We start from the raw sequence: 17458 nt of genomic DNA on the forward strand, positions 1-17458 counted from the left end.
AAAGCGAACAAACTGTCGAGGAATATCTATCTTTCCTTGACAGTCCGTTGTGGTTATTGATTGCCTAGCTTAAATGGAGATCCCCTATGTCCTCAATCACTCCCCAGAGCAATGGCTTGGCCACGCTCATCGCACGCGTCTTTCTTTCGATCCTGTTCATCCTTGCTGGCTTTAGCAAGCTGACTGCAATTTCCGGAACAGCCGGTTATTTTGCAGGTCTCGGCCTTCCGGTTCCAACGGTGACTGCCGTTGTGGTTGGTCTGGTTGAGTTCCTCGGCGGCCTCGCCATTCTCGTTGGCTTTCAGACCCGCATTGCTGCTGCAATCGTGGCTCTGTTCACCATTGGCGCAACGCTTGTAGCGCACATGAACTTCGCTGAAGGCATGAACGCTCTGATGGCACAGAAGAACCTCGCCATTGCTGGCGGCCTGATCCTTCTCGCACTGCACGGTGCCGGTTCGATTTCGATCGATGCCAAGCGCAGCTGATCAGCCATCAACACCCTGATGTAAAAAGCCGTGCCTCACAGCGCGGCTTTTTAGCATTTTCTGCATCAAGACACAGAACTGTTACTTAAAATCCACGCTGATTGCATGGGACAGTCTTGTAAGATATTGCAACCTCGTATTTTGATTTTGGAAAGACATATCGCCCTCCCAAGGCATGTCTCATAACTTAGCTTGTAGAGAAAAAATGGCCGTTTCCCCCACAACGAACAATCAGCCGCGCGCTGGTGCCCATTCGGGCAATAATTACAGCTTCGCACTTGCCAGCCTCACGATGCTTTTCTTCATGTGGGGCTTCATCACTTGTCTCAATGACATTCTGATCCCGCATCTCAAAAGCGTCTTCCAGCTTAACTACTTCCAGTCGATGCTGATTCAGTTTTGCTTTTTTGGCGCTTATTTCATCGTCTCGCTGCCTGCTGGCGCGCTGGTGAAACGCATTTCCTATAAATGGGGCATCGTCACCGGGCTTGTTGTCGCCGCCGTCGGTTGTGCGCTGTTCATTCCGGCAGCATCCTACCAGGTTTATGCTCTGTTTCTCGGAGCGCTGTTTGTGCTGGCATCGGGCGTCACTATCCTTCAAGTGGCAGCCAATCCATATGTCACGATCCTCGGAAAACCTGAAACAGCAGCCAGCCGCCTTACGCTGACACAGGCTTTTAACTCGCTTGGCACAACTGTCGCGCCATCCTTTGGCGCACTCCTGATCCTATCCGCAGCGACGAGCGATGCTGCAAGCTCTGCGCAGGCAGATGCTGTTCAGTTTCCTTACCTTTTGCTCGCATTGGCCTTCGCTGTCCTTGCAATCGTTTTTGCAATCCTGAAACTGCCTGATGTTCAGGAAGAAGAAACAGCGGTCCTCACAAAGGAAGATGGTTCAGCATGGCAGTATCGCCATCTGGTATTGGGCTCTATCGGTCTGTTTGTGTATGTTGGCGCTGAAGTCAGTGTTGGCAGTTTCCTTGTGAACTTCCTCAATGATCCGAATGTGGCTGGTCTCGCAGAAGCCGAAGCTGCGCACTACGTTTCCTATTTCTGGGGCGGTGCCATGATTGGCCGTTTCATCGGTGCGGCAGCAATGCGTTATGTCGATGATGGCAAGGCGCTGGCTTTCAATGCGGCCATGGCGATTGTTCTACTGCTCATCACAGTCGCAACGACTGGCCATGTTGCCATGTGGTCGGTTCTGGCGATTGGCCTCTTCAACTCGATCATGTTCCCGACGATTTTCAGTCTTGCACTGCATGGTCTTGGCAAGCACACCAGCCAGGGGTCCGGCATTCTGTGTCTGGCAATTGTTGGCGGTGCGATTATTCCGCTTATTCAGGGCGCACTGGCCGATACGGTTGGGATTCATTTGGCATTCCTGATGCCAATTATCTGCTACATCTATATCGCCTATTATGGCCTGATTGGCAGCAAGCCTAAAAACTAAAAACTAAAAAGCCGGTCTGAACTTCAGACCGGCTTTTAAAATTCTATATTATCTTTTTATCCAGCCAGACCCTTTCGGATACGCGAAACGACATCCGCGACATGCGGGTTTTCTTCGCTCCGCCGCGCTGAAACAAGACAGGCCTGCGAGCGCAGGATGACCCCATCCTCAAGCACTTTGAGCTTGTTTGCCGTTAGTGTCGAACCTGTTGATGTAATGTCAACAATCATATCGGCAGAGCCTGCGGCTGGCGCACCTTCGGTGGCACCCAGACTTTCAACAATACGATAAACCTGAATACCGTGCTTCTGCGAAAAGAACTGCTGCGTCAGACGCCAGTATTTGGTTGCAATGCGCAGGCGGCGGCCATGACGCTGACGGAAATCGGCCGCCACATCATCAAGATCAGCCATGGTGGTCACATCGCGCCAGACCTCTGGTACGGCAACCACGACATCGGCATGACCAAAGCCAAGCTCTGCTTCAATGGCCACGCGCTCATCGGCATGCGCCAGCGTTTCCCGAACGAGATCCTCGCCCGTCACGCCAAGATCGACGCTTCCATAACCCAGTTCACGCGCAATTTCAGAGGCGGAGAGGAACAGAATATCGAGATTGTTGTCACCTTCGACGCGTGCGCGATAATTGCGGGAATCTTCCGGCAGAATGACCTTGTATCCAGCCTGTTGGAGAACGGCGAGCGTCTGCTCTTTCAACCGTCCCTTGGATGGCAATGCGAGCGTTACACTCATGATTGTTCTCCTGCCAGCATCTCTAACCGGTCAAGCCATATGGAAAAACCAACCCCCGGAATGTTTTCGGATGCGCCAAGCATGGTCAACAGGCGATCATAGCGACCGCCACCCGCCAGAACCATATCCTTATCGCTACCGGCACGGCGAATTTCATAGACAAGGCCCGTGTAATAATCGAGCGGACGGCCAAACGAAGCGTCATAAACAATGTCTTCGGCAGCAATGCCCGCAGCGATGATCGCATCGGTACGCGCTTCAAATTTTTGCAGCACAGCACTTAGATCAAGCGCATTATCGGCTGCAAAGGCGCGCAGTGTGATGCCTGCCGCTTCCAGCGAAACACGGATTGCAAGAAACCGCTTCAACACATCCAGAGCCGAAGCTGGAAACCGCGTTGCAGCCAGATCTTCTTTTTCGATCAGGCGACGGGCGATTTCCACAGGCGTGCGGCCTGAGCCGGGTGAAATGCCGGCTTCGAGCATTTCTACCTCAATCACACGCGCCAATCCTGCCTCGTCACCTTCAGCAACCAAACCGGCCAGCTGTTCAGGCAGTGGATCGGTGCGCTGTTCGCCTGTCAATTCAGCGAAGGCTGCTTCCATCGTCCGTTCGTCGCCAAACGCACGCAGCAGCTTTTTGCGCCAGCCCTGCGGAAGACCCAGAGCTTTCAGCATACCTGCAAAGACGGCCTGATCACCGAGAACAATTTCAAGCTGCACACGCGCTGCTGATTTAACGCAGGCTATCGCATCGGCAATTGAGCGTGCATCCGATAGGGCCTCATCGGTTGCACCAAGATCTTCAATGCCGGCCTGAAGAAACTCCGCTGCACCATCGCGACGCTGCCGAAAAACTTCACCGAGATAAGCATAACGCTTCGGTGTTGCCGCATTGAGTGCAATATGGTTGCGGCAGACCGGAATGGTGAATTCAGGACGCAGGCAAAGACTGTCGCCATTTTCGTTTTCAGTCAGAAAAATACGACGGCGCAGATCCTCACCTGCCATATCCAGAAACGGATCAGCAGGCTGGATCAGCGGAATATCAACCAGTTCCGCTTCGCTTGCGTTAAGTTGATCGCGAAGCGTCGTGAAAATCGGTGAAGTACGTGATCCAGTCATTGCCCTATCACTTTGCCTGCTGTGCGCGATCACGTGCCTGCGCGTCGAGTATCTCGCGAACGGCGTCAACGATGCCGTCTTCCTTAACCGTGACCTGCGCCGGGCGGCTTTCGCGCCAGGTTGCGTTGTCCTCAATCTCGGCGGAAATACGCTTGCCCTCAATCAGATCCTTGATCTGAACTTCGCCCGCTTCACGTTCCTGCGAACCCTGAATGATGACGCATGGCGCATCGCGGCGGTCTGCATATTTCATCTGCGCCTTCATGCCGGAGCCGCCGACATACATTTCAGCGCGGATGCCAGCCTGACGCAGATCAGAAACCATCTTCTGATAGCGGCCAAGGCTTTGCGCATCCTTGTCCATCACCAGCACAACGACCGGGCCGACCACATTGGTGACATCCAGCTTGCCGAGGTTTTTGAGCGCCGTCATCAGGCGCGAAACGCCGATGGAGAAGCCCGTTGCCGGAACTGGCTCGCCGCGGAAGCGCGAAACCAGGCCATCATAACGACCGCCGCCGCCAACCGAACCGAACACAACCTTCTGGCCATCTTCGTTGGTGACATCAAACAGAAGCTCAGCTTCGAACACCGGACCGGTATAATATTCAAGACCACGTACAACCGATGGATCGATCTTCACGCGCCCTTCATAGCCTCCAGCGTCAAACAGAGCTTCCATATCGGCCAGCTCTTTCACGCCTTCTTCGCCCTTCGCATTACCGGCAACAACGGCTTGCAGATTGGCAATCGTTTCAGCACCGGTTGCGCCACCCGCAGCGGTAAAGGCCAAAACCTTTTCCACGGCCGCATCAGACAGTTCAGCCCCCTTGGTGAAGTCGCCGCTTTCGTCGAGACGCCCCTTGCCCAGTAGAAGACGCACGCCGTCAGGGCCGAATTTGTCGAGCTTATCGATGGCGCGCAACACGTTAAGTCGCTTGCCCGCATTCGCATCACCTTCAAGGCCAATGGCTTCGAGCACGCCGTCAAGAACCTTGCGGTTGTTGACGCGGATCACATAATCGCCGCGCGAAATGCCAAGCCGCTCAACCGTATCGGCCATCATCATGCACATTTCAGCATCAGCCGAAACATTCGGCGCGCCAACCGTGTCGGCATCAAACTGCATAAACTGGCGGAAACGACCCGGCCCCGGCTTTTCATTGCGGAAAACCCAGCCATTGCGATAGCTGCGATAAGGCTTTGGCAGGCTTTCATAGTTTTCAGCCACAAAGCGTGCAAGCGGTGCAGTCAGATCATAACGCAGCGACAGCCACTGCTCATCATCATCCTGAAACGAGAAAACGCCTTCATTCGGGCGATCCTGATCAGGCAGAAACTTTCCAAGCGCGTCGGTATATTCAATGAGCGGCGTTTCCACCGGCTCAAAGCCATAAAGGTCATAAACCTCCCGGATGGTTGCGATCATCTTTTCGGTGGCGCGCAGATCATCCGGCACCCGATCGACAAACCCGCGCGGCAACCGCGCCTTCATCTTGTCCGCTTTATCGGCCATTTTTCCGCCTGCTCATTGATTTTGTTCACGTTGTATCGGCAAAAACCGACAATTCATTGCCGGTTTCCTAACGCATCAAAACGGGTGCGGCAAGTGCAGGAGAGTGTTTAAAAACGCAGATTACCGTGTGGCAATCGCAACGGCTGCACCGGCCATCATTCCGGCACTTGTGCGATTTGCAATTCGCATTGCGCGCGGGCTGCGCAAAAACCGACGCGCCTGTGCCGCAAGCACCACCCATGCGCTATCAACGGCGGCCAGCACGGCAAACATAACAAACAACAATTCAGCCCATCCAACCATGGAAACATGGGTAATATCGATGACAGTTGGCAGGATCGCAATATAGAAAACCATGATTTTTGGATTGCCAAGCGTGACTGCCAAAGCACTGAAGAACAGCTTCTTCGCCTCACCATCCTGCGGGATGGCGTTTTCATCTGCTGTTGTCTCGACAGGGGCAATCCACATTTTCCAAGCCAGATAGATCAGATAAGCGACCCCGAGATATTTAAGCACAAGGAATACGGTGTGAAAGCTGTTTGCGAGCGCCGACAAGCCCCACACAGCAAGCGACAGCCAGATGGCATCACCAAGCCACAGACCGAACATGAATGGAAACACGCCCTTATGACCGCGGCTGATAACGCGCGCAACAAGCGCGCCGACATTTGGCCCCGGCGTACCCGCCGCAACAACCAGAATACCAGCGAAAGCCACAAGTGATGTCAGATCCATTTTTATCTCCTGTGATGTCGTTCTGCCAGAAAACCGAACCCGGTGCAATCAGCCCCTCTTGTTATTGAGGCCGTTTCAATTCCTGCCGGAGTCTTTCAATATTCTGGCGGCAATGGCAGCCCTCAATGTGATCATTGACCAGCCCCATGGCTTGCATGAAAGCATAAACGGTTGTTGGCCCGACAAAAGACCAGCCCCGCTTCTTGAGGTCTTTTGAAATACGGGTTGAAACGGCTGTGGTGGGATTGGCAGTCAAGGTCGGATAATCCACCACCAGCGGACGGTCCGCAACACCCGGTTCAAACGACCAGAAATAAGCCGCAAGCGACCCCTTTTCTTTAACAAGCTCGATTGCTCGCTTTGCGTTGTTGATTGTCGAAACAATTTTACCGCGATGGCGCACTATGCCCTTATCATTCACCAATCGCTCAATCTCGGCATCGCCATAAAGAGCAACACGATAAAAATCAAAGCCATCGAAGGCCGCACGGAAACTCTCCCGCTTGCGCAAAATCGTCAGCCATGACAGGCCGGATTGAAATCCCTCAAGGCAGATTTTCTCAAACAGGCGCTTGTCATCCGTGACCGGCACGCCCCATTCGTGATCGTGATAAGCGATATAATCGGGCAGCTCACCGGGCCAGAAACAGCGCATCTTGCCATCCGCATTGACGATCAACCCGGTCTTTTGCTGCACGCTATCACCCATTTCTGCCCCCTCAACCTTCATCAATTCTTTACCATGTCGCGCAACTTCGCGCTAACCACGACTTTAATTTCAAGAAAACGCCCGCTCCAAAAGCGGCAAAATTTACTTTTATGATTCCTTTGCACGGCACAATGAGCCCATGAAATTCGGGGCTGTTCTCCTGACAGCAAATGTCAGGAGCGCGACGGGCAACCGCGTCGGCGAGAATGCAGGACGCAAAACAGACGGATTTGGCTCATGAAACCACGTCATCTGCTTTTGATAGGATCATTTGCGGCTATTGCCGTTTCAATCGTAACCACCGGCATGGCTTTTGCCAGTGATCGTTACAGCACGCAACCACCGGTTCGCGTTGACAATGAAACATCGCAGCGCTGGGTCGCCCAGCTCAACGGACCAGATGTCCGCGTCATGACGCAGCCTGTTGTTGCACAGCCGCAAAAGCGCACAATAATCCGGCAAAAGCAGCCGCCAAAGGCACATTATCAGAACGCGAGCCAGCAGCGCCCGGCGGCCAATCCGGTAAAGGTTGTGCGTAAGAAGTCACAGCTTGACCCGATGTATCTTCCACAAACCGTCTCTTATTCCGGCGGCGAAAAGCCGGGAACCATTGTGATCGATACCGGTAAGCGCTTTCTTTATCTGGTGCAGAGCAACGGTCAGGCGCGGCGCTATGGCATTGGTGTGGGAAAGCAGGGCTTTGGCTGGAAAGGCACGCAACGTGTAAGCCGTAAAGCCGAATGGCCAACCTGGACACCGCCAAAGGAAATGATCGCCCGTGAGCGCAAAAAGGGACGCATTCTGCCCGCACAGATGAAGGGTGGCATCAACAATCCGCTTGGTGCACGCGCACTGTATCTGGGTTCTACACTCTACCGTATTCACGGCACAAACCAGCCATGGACCATTGGAAAAGCCATGTCATCAGGCTGTTTCCGTATGCGTAACGAAGATGTGAGCGACCTTTACGGACGTGTTCCGGTGGGAACCCGCGTGGTCGTACGCTGATCAATTTTCGTTTAAAACGCCGCAATCAGGCCGCTGTTATCCTTATAACAGCGGCCTTCTTTGTCATTTAGTTGAAACCTTTGGCATCTTTAGTAAGGAAACCGCGCTGATCGCCAAGAAACCCGTCGGAAATGGCTTTCACTTTTCAAACGAACACCCATATGCTGAAAACAGCGAAATCAAAATGTATGTACGTAAGAGGGAAGGACCATAACATGACCGTAACGGCGATAAAGCTCAACGACGGCAATCACATTCCACAGCTGGGTTACGGTGTCTGGCAAGTTGGCAATGATGAAGCCATTGCCGCTGTGAGTGAAGCGTTGAAAGTCGGCTATCGCCATATCGACACCGCTGCAATCTACGGCAATGAAGAAGGCACCGGCAAAGCAATCAGAGAGTCGGGTATCGCACGCGGCGACATTTATCTGACAACCAAACTCTGGAACAGCGATCAGGGTTATGAATCGACGCTCAAGGCTTTTGATACCAGCTTGAAAAAGCTTGGCACCGATTATGTTGATCTGTATCTTATCCATTGGCCGATCCCGGCGAAGGATTTGTTCATGGAAACATGGCGCGCTTTCATCAAGTTGAAGGAAGAAGGCCGTGTAAAATCCATTGGTGTTTCGAACTTTCGCACGGCCGATCTTGAGCGCATTCTCAAGGAAAGCGATGTCACGCCAGTTCTCAACCAGATTGAGCTGCATCCGCAGTTTCAGCAGGACGAGTTGCGTCTGTTCCACAGCAAGCACGACATTGCAACGGAAGCCTGGAGCCCGCTTGGACAGGGCAAGATCCTGGAAAACCCTGTCCTCACAGCAATCGCTAAAGCACACGGTAAATCCGTAGCGCAGATCATCCTGCGCTGGCATATTGAGACCGGCAACATCGTTATTCCGAAGTCGGTAACACCTGCGCGGATCAAGGAAAATTTCGATATTTTCGATTTTAGCCTCAACGGTACAGACCATGATGCCATCACCAAGCTGGATAAAACAGATGGCCGTATCGGACCAAACCCGAATACGTTTTCAGCGGGTTAATCGCGACATTGAAAGCCGGGCAGCAAGCCCGGCTTTTTCTTAGCGCAGAAGCTTCAGACTGCCGGTAAGTGAGCGCACCCACTTTGCCGGACCTGCAAGCCCCAGGCCGTCAATGATTTCTGTCGCAAGCTCCTTTTGCGGCAAAGCCGCTTCATATTCAGCATAGATATGCAGCGGACGGGCAAAGGCTGGAAAAGCAACCACAGCCTGCCGTTGTTCATTAGTTGCCGCCTTCAACAAAATGGCTCGAATTGTGTCTGTATCAGCCTGAAGAATCGGAACAGGCCGATCTGAACTGATATCAATAACGATGCCTGTCTTATCAATCAGTTGCCGGGCTGCGATAAACGGTAACCTGGCACCAAGACCAATAGAGACAGCGCCAACCGTATTGGCCAGCAAGCCCAATGGCAGTTCCGGGTTGATAATGATTGCGATGCGTAAATCTTCTTGCATGAGAACCCCCTGTGGCAGATATTTCTCAACGAGAAATACACCGCATCCACAGGGCAATCCTGTCTATCTATGCTCATGAATTAAAGAATATGGTAGATGCTGTCAGAAAAACGTAAAATTCAGGTAGATTATTATGGCCGTGCTCGACCCTTCCGATGTCAGGATTCTGGATGCATTGCAGGAGGATGGACGCCTGACCAATCAGGCTCTGGCCGATAAGATTGGCATGTCCACCTCTCCGAGCTGGCGAAAAGTGCGCAAGCTGGAAGAGGATGGTGTGATTGCTGGTTATCGTGCAACGCTTGACCGCAAGTCCATCGGCCTTGGCGTGATGGCTTTTGTACGCATCAAGATAGACAGCCACAGCGAAGCGGAAGCTGAACAGTTTGCTGCTGAGCTGATGGGGATTAATGAAGTTATCGCCTGTTACAGTATCGCCGGCGACGCCGATTTTCTGCTACAGGTTGTGTCCCATGATCTCGACACCTATGCCGATTTTGCCATGTCAACGCTACGCCGCCTGCCCCGCATCAAGGAAATGCAGACGACCTTCGTTCTGAAAGAAACCAAGGGGTTTAAAGGCTTCCCGCTGCATTATATCAGCTCAGTGAAATCCAGCACCTGAAAGTGCGGCGGGCTTTGGTCCACCATAGGCCCAATCAAGCAACTCTATTGTATGCACAATCGGCAACTGGCTGCCGGTGGCGATCTGCGTCATGCAGCCAATATTTCCTGTGGCAATCAAATCGGCACCAGTGGCCTCGATATTTTTGACCTTGCGGTCGCGAAGCTTTGTCGCAATTTCCGGCTGCATGATATTGTAAGTGCCTGCCGAACCACAGCAAAGATGTCCCTCCAAAGGCTCGCGCACGGTGAACCCTGCCTTTAACAGCAGATCTTTTGGCTGACGCACCACCTTTTGACCGTGCTGCATTGAGCAGGCCGAATGATAGGCAACGTTCAAATTCGCAAGTTTTGACGGTACTGGCATTTCGATTGAAGCCAGATATTCGGTTACGTCTTTTGCCAGTGCAGAAACCTTTGCCGCCCTGTCCTTGTAGGCAGGATCAAGCCGCAGCATATAGCCATAATCCTTGATGGTTGTGCCGCAACCTGATGTGGTGACAATGATGGCATCAAGGCCACCGGCATCAATTTCACGCGTCCAGACATCGACATTGTGCCGTGCCTGATTAAGGGCCTGTTCCTCACGTCCCATATGATGCACAAGCGAACCACAGCATCCTTCACCTTTTGGTGTGATGACTTCAATACCAAGCCGGTTAAGCAAACGCAGGGTCGCCGCATGAATGCCGGGGTTGAGGACTGGCTGCGCGCAGCCATTGAGGATTGCAACCCGGCCCCGCTTTTCCCCCTTTGCAGCACTCATCGTTTCAATTTTGCGCTTTGCAGGCAAACTTCTGGGGGCGAGTTCCAGCATGGCAGCGATGGGCTTTAACGTATCGCTTTTGCCAAACAGCGAGGCAAAGGGACGCCCCAGCCTTGCAAGCAGCAAAGCCGCACGAAAACGCGCCGGATAAGGCAAAATCTGCGCAAGAATGCCACGCAGAAAGCGATTCATAAATGGCCGCTGATAGGTCTTTTCGATATGCGCACGCGCGTGATCAATCAGATGCATATAATTGACGCCTGAGGGACAGGTTGTCATGCAGGACAAGCAGGAAAGGCAGCGGTCAACATGGCGCACGACTTCTTCGTCAGCCGGACGATTATTCTCCAGCATATCCTTGATCAGATAGATGCGTCCGCGCGGACTATCGAGTTCATTGCCTAACGTCACATAAGTCGGACACGTCGCTGTACAGAACCCGCAATGGACGCATTTACGCAGGATTTTTTCTGCCTCATTGACACCGGGATCAAGCAATTGCTCTGGCGTGAATTGGGTCTGCATGGTTCACACTCCCGCCTGCTCTGGGTAAATACGTCCCGGATTAAGAATATTCTCCGGGTCAAACTGATGTTTCAGCCGCTGTGAAAGTGCTGCAAGTGCAGCAGGTTGCGGCTCGAATACATCGATATTGGTTCGCAGACGTTCCGGCGCACGTACCAGCGTTGCATGCCCTCCGCCATGTCTGGCAATCAGCGCCCGCAAAATCTGAGCCTCCGCTTCCGCTTCCATCCGCAACCAGATCAGCCCACCCTGCCAGTCATAATAAGCATCCGCACCCGCATAACGGCGGAACGCATCCACCATTTTCCAGCCTTGCATCGGTGCCATCGACACACGCCAGACTGCGCGTTGATCGCCATCTTTCACAAAAGGCAACACATCGCGTACCTCGCGCCAAAGCTGACGCGACGGACTATCATCCAGCAAATCGATGGTAATGCCACGCCCCAGCAATGCCTGCAATTGGCTGCAACGGTGTTTTACCGATGGTGCAAAGCCTTCAAGGCGCAAGATTGTTGCAGCTTCCCAGCCGAGCTTGCCATCAAGAAACCGATTGGCGACAGTGGGCGGCAAATGGGCCGCAGATGCCACCTCCTCGCGTGATCCCATTGCCAGAGCCATCACACGGGTTGCAGCTTCATCATCCAGCCCGCGCACGGCAAGCGTTGCCACAGTTTCAGGCGCTGGCAGCACTTTGAAGGTGACTTCGGTCGCAACGCCGAGCGTTCCCCACGAATTGGCCATGCCCTTTGACAAATCATAACCGGTGACATTCTTGACCACGCGTCCGCCGGATTTAAACAACTCTCCGCGCCCTGAAACAACCCGCACGCCCAAGATATGATCGCGTGCGGCTCCCGCCTTCAACCGACGTGGCCCCGACAGATTTGCGGCCAACACACCGCCAATGGTGCCCTGCCCCGCTTGGCCACCAAGCAGGGGGCCATAATCCATCGGCTCAAAGTGAAAGCACTGCTTGTTATCGGCCAAAAGCGTCTCAATCTCGGCTATGGACGTTCCGGCTTTGGCGCTAAGCACCAGTTCGTTGGGTTCATAAAGCGTGACACCGGTTAACCCGGAAACATCCAGCACCGCAGCTGTTGCCATTGGCCGACCGATAGCGCGCTTGCTGCCACGACCAATAATTTCAAGCGAACTGGCCCCTGTCAAAGCCCATTGCACGGCTTCAACGACACCTTTTTCATCCTGTGGTTTGAGTATATTCATGTCATTCATCATCAAAACCACAGTTCAGAAACGGGGAACATCAGGGAAAGCCAGCTCGCCGCGATGCACATGCATACGGCCAAGTTCAGCGCAACGGCGCAATTGCGGGAAGACCTTGCCCGGATTGAGCAAGTGCTTAGCATCAAACGCACATTTGACCCGCATCTGCTGATCAAGATCAATCTCATTGAACATAACCGGCATCAGGTCTCGCTTTTCAATGCCCACACCATGCTCGCCGGTCAACACTCCACCAACCTTCACGCAAAGCCGCAAAATATCCGCACCAAAATCTTCAGCAGCCTGCAATTCACCGGGAACATTGGCATCATAAAGGATCAGCGGATGCAGATTACCGTCCCCCGCATGAAAAACATTGGCGACCCGAAGCCCATATTTTTCCGACAGATCGCGCATACCGGACAGCACACGCGGCAATTCCTTGCGCGGGATCGTCCCATCCATGCACAGATAATCCGGCGAGATGCGCCCGACCGCCGGGAACGCTGCCTTGCGCCCGGCCCAGAAAGCCAGCCGTTGCTCCTCTGATTGCGAAAGCGTGCACGTGGTCGAACCATTTTTAAGTGCAATGCTTTCGACTGCGCCAATCAGATGATTAACCTCGACTGGTGGACCATCCAGTTCGACAATCAGCAACGCCTCAACATCCAGCGGATAGCCAACACGGACAAAATCTTCCGCAGCCTGAATGGCAGGACGATCCATCATTTCCATGCCGCCGGGGATGATGCCAGCGCCAATAATATCGGCCACACATTGACCCGCCTGCTCGCTTGAGGGAAAGCCAATCATCACGGCCCGTGCCGTTTCGGGCTTTTTCAGAATGCGAACGCTGATTTCCGTTACAACACCCAGCAGGCCTTCCGACCCCGTCATAAGGCCCAGTAGATCATAGCCCTCACTATCGAGGTGCTTGCCGCCAAGTCGCAAAACTTCGCCTGTGATCAGCACCATTTCAATGCCGAGCAGATTATTGGCCGTAAGCCCATATTTCAGGCAATGCACACCACCCGCATTTTCCGCGACATTGCCGCCGATAGAACAGGCAATCTGCGACGACGGATCAGGCGCATAATAATACCCCTCATGTTCAACGGCCTTTGTAATACCAAGATTGGTCACGCCCGGCTGCACCACGGCCACACGATTGGGATAATCGATTTCCAGAATACGGTTAAAACGCGACATGACCAGAAGAACCGCATCGGCCAGCGGCATCGAACCACCCGACAGCGATGTGCCAGCACCGCGCGGCACGACGCGAATTTCATTCTCATAGCAATAGCGCAGAATCTGCGATACCTGTTCGACCGCCTCAGGCAGAACCACCACAAGCGGCAAGGTACGATGCGCGGTCAGACCATCGGTCTCAAACACCCGCATAGCATTCGTTGCATCGACAACACCCTCGCCCGGCACGATTCTCCGGAGATCGGCAACAATCTGCTCCCGCCGGCCAAGAACTGCAGCGCTCGGCTTTGGCATAATCAATCCGCTCATGTGATACTCCGCCTCCCCAGTCTTTTTATACTATGCCTTGATGAAGTGGTAATAATATTTTACCAATCAGAAAATAGCGAAACAGTTTTTACGCTGCGGCATAATCGCCTTGCGATCTCTCACGCGCCTCGGCTAGATGAGTCACAAGAATATCTGCCGGGAGGAATTGGAAACTATCATGATGAGCAGTCTGGCCGATATGGAGATTTTCGCACGCGTTGTCGCAACCGGAAGCATGTCGGCAGCCGCACGCGATCTCGGGCTGTCACCAGCGGTTGTTTCCAAACGGCTGGGCCGTCTTGAAGAGCGCCTTGGCACGCGCCTTTTACAAAGAACGACCCGCCAGATTGCATTGACTGAAGCAGGGCACGGTTATCATGAGCGTGTGCTGGCCATTCTGTCCAACATTGAAGAAGCGGAAGCTTTTGTGGCGCGGCGCTCGGCCAATGCGCGCGGCACCTTGAAAATCTCGGCCCCCACCACATTCGGACGCATGCATATTGCCCCCTATCTGGTGCCGTTCATGCGTGCCAATGCAGACCTCACCGTCAATATGCAGCTCTCTGATGAAATGGCGGATATTGTCGGCGATGGCTATGATCTTGCGATTCGTATTGGCGAATTGTCAGATTCGACCCTCGTTGCGCGTCGTCTGGCACCCGTGCGGCGTATATTGGTGGCTTCGCCGCACTATATTGCCGAACGTGGCATGCCCGAAAAAATTGAAGATCTACACGCGCATATCTGCCTCGCTCCGCATAATAATGATCCGTGGCGGCTGGAAGGACCAAAAGGACCGATCACCATTCGCCCGCAAGGCCCGTTACAAACCAATTCGAGCGAATTGGTGCGCGAGGCCGTGCTTGCTGGCCTTGGCATCGCACAGCGTTCAACATGGGACATCGGTCCCGACCTTGCCATGGGTAAGCTGGTGCAAGTGCTGCCGGAATATGCCGCATCGCGCAATGTCGCTGTTCATGCTGTGTACCCCTCCAAGCAATTCCTGCCGGCAAAAGTGAGACTTTTCATCGATTATCTGGCTGACCTTTATGGGCCCGTTCCCTATTGGGAAAGCGGCAGTTCTCCACAAGGCCTCTCTAAATAATAGACGGGACAGGCGTGATTGCTTATGAACGCCGTCGGCTTATAGCCGCATCGGCCAAAAAGTTGATGCCATTCGCCTGAAAATATTAAGGAATGAAAATGAAGACAGCTCCCCGCCTTATTCTTGCACTCGTCGTGGCCGTTATCGTCGGTTGTGGCTTCATGTTTTACGACAAGTCCCGCGGCGCAGAATGGGTCGTCTCCCCCCAGCAGATCGAACAGGCGAAGGCCGAAGGTAAAGCCGGTTTCGAAAGCCGTCCGGGTACCGTAACCGTTCTTCCAATCCGCAGCGAAACGGCCGACGTGCTGCCATTCAAATGGGCAATGTATGGCCTCGTTGCCGGTCTTGTTGTTTTTGTCTCTGGCCGTAAGCGCAAGAAGACCTGATAACAATCCAACCGTTTAAAGACCCCGGAGGCATCATTTCCGGGGCTTTTTTTATAAATTCTATAACCCGTTGCCCGCTCGATGGCTTAAGGATAATTTGTAGCCATGACAGAAGCAGAAAATGGCATGGCCGAGACAGTTTTTTCCCGCATTCAGGCAAGCCGCACGGCAGATGATGTTGTGCATCAAATCGAAAGCTTGATTCTTGAAGGCGTACTTCGCGGTGGCGACCGGCTTCCGGGCGAGCGTGAGCTTGCGCGCCAGCTCGACATTTCGCGCCCTATTCTGCGCGATGCGCTCAAGCGCCTTGAAAATGCGGGGCTTCTGACATCACGGCACGGTGGCGGCACATTTGTGGCCGACGTTATCGGGGTGGTGTTCAGCGCCCCCGTTGCGAAACTTTTCGCTGAGCACCGTAAAGCGACAACCGACTATCTCGAATATCGCCGCGAGATCGAAAGCATTGCAGCCGAATATGCAGCCCTGCGCGCAACATCGGCGGACAAGGCCCTTCTCACCGAAATTCTGAGCGCAATGGAAGCCGCAAACACTGCAAAAGATCTCGAACAGAGCGCGCAGCTTGATGTCGAGTTTCACAATGCAATCGGCGAAGCGGCGCACAATATCGTGCTTCTTCACACATTGCGCTCTTGCTATCAGCTTCTGAAAGATGGCGTTTTTTACAATCGCGGTCTGATTTACAGCTATCCTGGCGTGGCCGACATGCTGCTGTCACAGCATCGCGCCATTTACGACGCCGTGATCGCAAGCAACCCGAAAGCCGCGCGCGATGCGGTTCAAAAACATATCCGCTTCGTCGAACAGGCAACCAATGATCGCGAACTCAATGACGAGCGTGAGCGCGTGTCGCGATTGCGCTATCGTCAGCGGGCTGGAAAAGACGCGAAAGAAAGCAGCGATTTATGAGCGGCGTGACACTCCAAGATGCAAAAGGGCCGGAGGGTGTCCGGCTTTATGCAATCGGCGACATACATGGTCGGCTTGATCTTTTGCAGGACATGCATGGCCTTATCCGCGCCGATCTCGACCACCGTCCAACCCATGACTGGCGCATCGTTCATCTGGGCGACTACATCGACAGGGGGCCAGACTCCAAAGGCGTGCTGGATTTTCTCATCCATGCTTCAACGCATGATCCGCGCATTCTCTCTCTGATCGGAAATCATGATGATGGTTTCCTGCATTATCTTGCAACTGGCGACACGAACGGGATTTTTGCGCTTCATGGCGGCAGCGACACCGCTCGATCCTACGGCGTGGACGTCGACTACACGGACTCTGCGTCGGCTGCGGCAGGCTATATGCAGCTTAGGGACAAAGTTCCCCAAGCCCATATCGACTATATCCGCTCAATGCCATCATCGGTGAGTTTTGGTGATTTCTTTTTCTGTCATGCGGGTGTGAACCCGGTGGTTTCGCTCGATGCTCAGGACCGAGACGATCTGATGTGGATCAGAACGGCGTTTCTGAAGTGGACCGATCCACTGGAAAAAGTCATCATCCACGGGCACACGCCGCAGAACGCTATCGACGTTCAGCCCAACCGGGTCAATCTCGATACCTATGCCTGGAAAAATGGAAAGCTTTCGGCCATCGTCATTGACGGCGTGGAAAAGCGTTTTCTGGAAACAACGGGTAATGATTAGAGCGCCGCGCTAATCCAATCAGATCGAAACGCGCTCTAGCGAGCGCTGGAAATGCCGTAACCGTCCGTGGAGGTCATGCTATTACCGGCATCGACGGTAAAAATGCCAACTGCCATGAACACGATCGCAGAAACCATCAGAACGGTCAGAAGGGCGGCATGCTTAGCGGTCATGATCGAAAACTCTTTCGAGGGTTACCGGGGGATCTGGAAACCGAGTTTCGACAGGGCCAAAGCTTGCACCTTGACCGACCATTTGCCACCCGGAACGAGGCACCAGTTACACCTGAAAAAAGTTACCCGCAACTGAACACCGGAACTACAATTGTCTCTTTCCAATGGAAAAGT

The 17458-nt window shown here is 53.5% G+C and carries 19 protein-coding genes; 9 read left to right on the top strand and 10 right to left on the bottom strand.

Going from position 1 to position 17458, the window contains the following annotated elements; all coding sequences use genetic code 11:
* Positions 1 to 86 precede the first annotated feature (86 nt).
* On the top strand, positions 87 to 488 hold the full coding sequence (locus tag VBH83_RS08690; RefSeq protein WP_265986115.1) for a DoxX family protein: 402 nt from the start codon (positions 87 to 89) through the stop codon (positions 486 to 488).
* Positions 489 to 693: 205 nt separating this feature from the next.
* Positions 694 to 1941 carry a sugar MFS transporter gene (locus VBH83_RS08695; RefSeq protein WP_265986114.1) on the top strand — a complete coding sequence of 416 codons (1248 nt, stop codon included), beginning with the start codon at positions 694 to 696 and terminating at the stop codon, positions 1939 to 1941.
* 56 nt (positions 1942 to 1997) lie between these two features.
* On the opposite strand, the gene hisG is transcribed toward VBH83_RS08695, so the two are convergent.
* The 5 genes from hisG to VBH83_RS08720 all read right to left on the bottom strand — a co-directional run bounded on the left by hisG (position 1998) and on the right by VBH83_RS08720 (position 6780).
* Positions 1998 to 2693: an ATP phosphoribosyltransferase gene (hisG, locus tag VBH83_RS08700; protein WP_265986113.1), complete on the bottom strand. Its 696-nt coding sequence runs from the start codon at positions 2691 to 2693 to the stop codon at positions 1998 to 2000.
* Positions 2690 to 3817, bottom strand: a complete 1128-nt coding sequence (locus VBH83_RS08705; RefSeq protein ID WP_265986112.1) for an ATP phosphoribosyltransferase regulatory subunit — start codon at positions 3815 to 3817, stop codon at positions 2690 to 2692. Before VBH83_RS08705 ends, hisG begins: the two co-directional genes overlap by 4 nt.
* Before the next feature lie 7 nt (positions 3818 to 3824).
* Positions 3825 to 5333: a histidine--tRNA ligase gene (hisS, locus tag VBH83_RS08710; RefSeq protein WP_265986111.1), complete on the bottom strand. Its 1509-nt coding sequence runs from the start codon at positions 5331 to 5333 to the stop codon at positions 3825 to 3827.
* 120 nt (positions 5334 to 5453) lie between these two features.
* The gene (locus tag VBH83_RS08715) at positions 5454 to 6071 is read right to left on the bottom strand and encodes a LysE family translocator (RefSeq protein WP_265986110.1); all 618 of its coding nucleotides are present in this window, start codon (positions 6069 to 6071) and stop codon (positions 5454 to 5456) included.
* A gap of 61 nt (positions 6072 to 6132) precedes the next feature.
* Positions 6133 to 6780 (bottom strand): DNA-3-methyladenine glycosylase I, encoded by a 648-nt coding sequence (locus VBH83_RS08720; RefSeq protein WP_396997200.1) that lies wholly within the window; start codon positions 6778 to 6780, stop codon positions 6133 to 6135.
* A gap of 237 nt (positions 6781 to 7017) precedes the next feature.
* Here VBH83_RS08720 and VBH83_RS08725 point away from each other — a divergent pair, with 237 nt between their 5' ends.
* A complete protein-coding gene (locus VBH83_RS08725; protein ID WP_265986108.1) occupies positions 7018 to 7788 on the top strand; it encodes a L,D-transpeptidase in 771 nt (256 codons plus the stop codon).
* A gap of 215 nt (positions 7789 to 8003) precedes the next feature.
* Positions 8004 to 8834, top strand: a complete 831-nt coding sequence (locus VBH83_RS08730) for an aldo/keto reductase (protein ID WP_265986107.1) — start codon at positions 8004 to 8006, stop codon at positions 8832 to 8834.
* Positions 8835 to 8873: 39 nt separating this feature from the next.
* Here VBH83_RS08730 and VBH83_RS08735 read toward each other — a convergent pair whose 3' ends face one another.
* Positions 8874 to 9290, bottom strand: a complete 417-nt coding sequence (locus VBH83_RS08735; protein ID WP_396997202.1) for a DUF2000 domain-containing protein — start codon at positions 9288 to 9290, stop codon at positions 8874 to 8876.
* Positions 9291 to 9423: 133 nt separating this feature from the next.
* On the opposite strand from VBH83_RS08735, the gene VBH83_RS08740 reads away from it, so the two are divergent.
* Positions 9424 to 9915: an Lrp/AsnC family transcriptional regulator gene (locus VBH83_RS08740; RefSeq protein ID WP_265986105.1), complete on the top strand. Its 492-nt coding sequence runs from the start codon at positions 9424 to 9426 to the stop codon at positions 9913 to 9915.
* Here the strand turns inward: VBH83_RS08740 and glcF are convergent.
* From glcF to VBH83_RS08755, 3 genes are read right to left on the bottom strand one after another with little or no spacing between them, the layout of a single operon-like run.
* On the bottom strand, positions 9895 to 11205 hold the full coding sequence (gene glcF, locus VBH83_RS08745; protein ID WP_265986103.1) for a glycolate oxidase subunit GlcF: 1311 nt from the start codon (positions 11203 to 11205) through the stop codon (positions 9895 to 9897). The genes VBH83_RS08740 and glcF overlap by 21 nt on opposite strands.
* Before the next feature lie 3 nt (positions 11206 to 11208).
* On the bottom strand, positions 11209 to 12441 hold the full coding sequence (gene glcE / locus VBH83_RS08750; protein ID WP_265986147.1) for a glycolate oxidase subunit GlcE: 1233 nt from the start codon (positions 12439 to 12441) through the stop codon (positions 11209 to 11211).
* A gap of 15 nt (positions 12442 to 12456) precedes the next feature.
* Positions 12457 to 13953, bottom strand: coding sequence for an FAD-linked oxidase C-terminal domain-containing protein (locus VBH83_RS08755; protein ID WP_396997205.1), 1497 nt, complete (start codon positions 13951 to 13953; stop codon positions 12457 to 12459).
* Between the two features lie 178 nt (positions 13954 to 14131).
* On the opposite strand from VBH83_RS08755, the gene VBH83_RS08760 reads away from it, so the two are divergent.
* From VBH83_RS08760 to VBH83_RS08775, 4 genes are all read left to right on the top strand, one after another.
* A complete protein-coding gene (locus tag VBH83_RS08760; protein WP_265986101.1) occupies positions 14132 to 15058 on the top strand; it encodes a LysR family transcriptional regulator in 927 nt (308 codons plus the stop codon).
* Positions 15059 to 15156: 98 nt separating this feature from the next.
* The gene (locus tag VBH83_RS08765; protein ID WP_265986100.1) at positions 15157 to 15444 is read left to right on the top strand and encodes a hypothetical protein; all 288 of its coding nucleotides are present in this window, start codon (positions 15157 to 15159) and stop codon (positions 15442 to 15444) included.
* Positions 15445 to 15570: 126 nt separating this feature from the next.
* Positions 15571 to 16371: an FCD domain-containing protein gene (locus VBH83_RS08770; RefSeq protein WP_265986146.1), complete on the top strand. Its 801-nt coding sequence runs from the start codon at positions 15571 to 15573 to the stop codon at positions 16369 to 16371.
* Positions 16368 to 17111 (top strand): metallophosphoesterase, encoded by a 744-nt coding sequence (locus tag VBH83_RS08775; protein ID WP_265986099.1) that lies wholly within the window; start codon positions 16368 to 16370, stop codon positions 17109 to 17111. Before VBH83_RS08770 ends, VBH83_RS08775 begins: the two co-directional genes overlap by 4 nt.
* Before the next feature lie 35 nt (positions 17112 to 17146).
* On the opposite strand, the gene VBH83_RS08780 is transcribed toward VBH83_RS08775, so the two are convergent.
* The gene (locus VBH83_RS08780) at positions 17147 to 17284 is read right to left on the bottom strand and encodes a hypothetical protein (RefSeq protein WP_250043203.1); all 138 of its coding nucleotides are present in this window, start codon (positions 17282 to 17284) and stop codon (positions 17147 to 17149) included.
* Positions 17285 to 17458 lie beyond the last annotated feature (174 nt).

The organism is Ochrobactrum sp. S1502_03, assembly GCF_044435015.1.
Lineage (GTDB): Bacteria > Pseudomonadota > Alphaproteobacteria > Rhizobiales > Rhizobiaceae > Brucella > Brucella chromiisoli.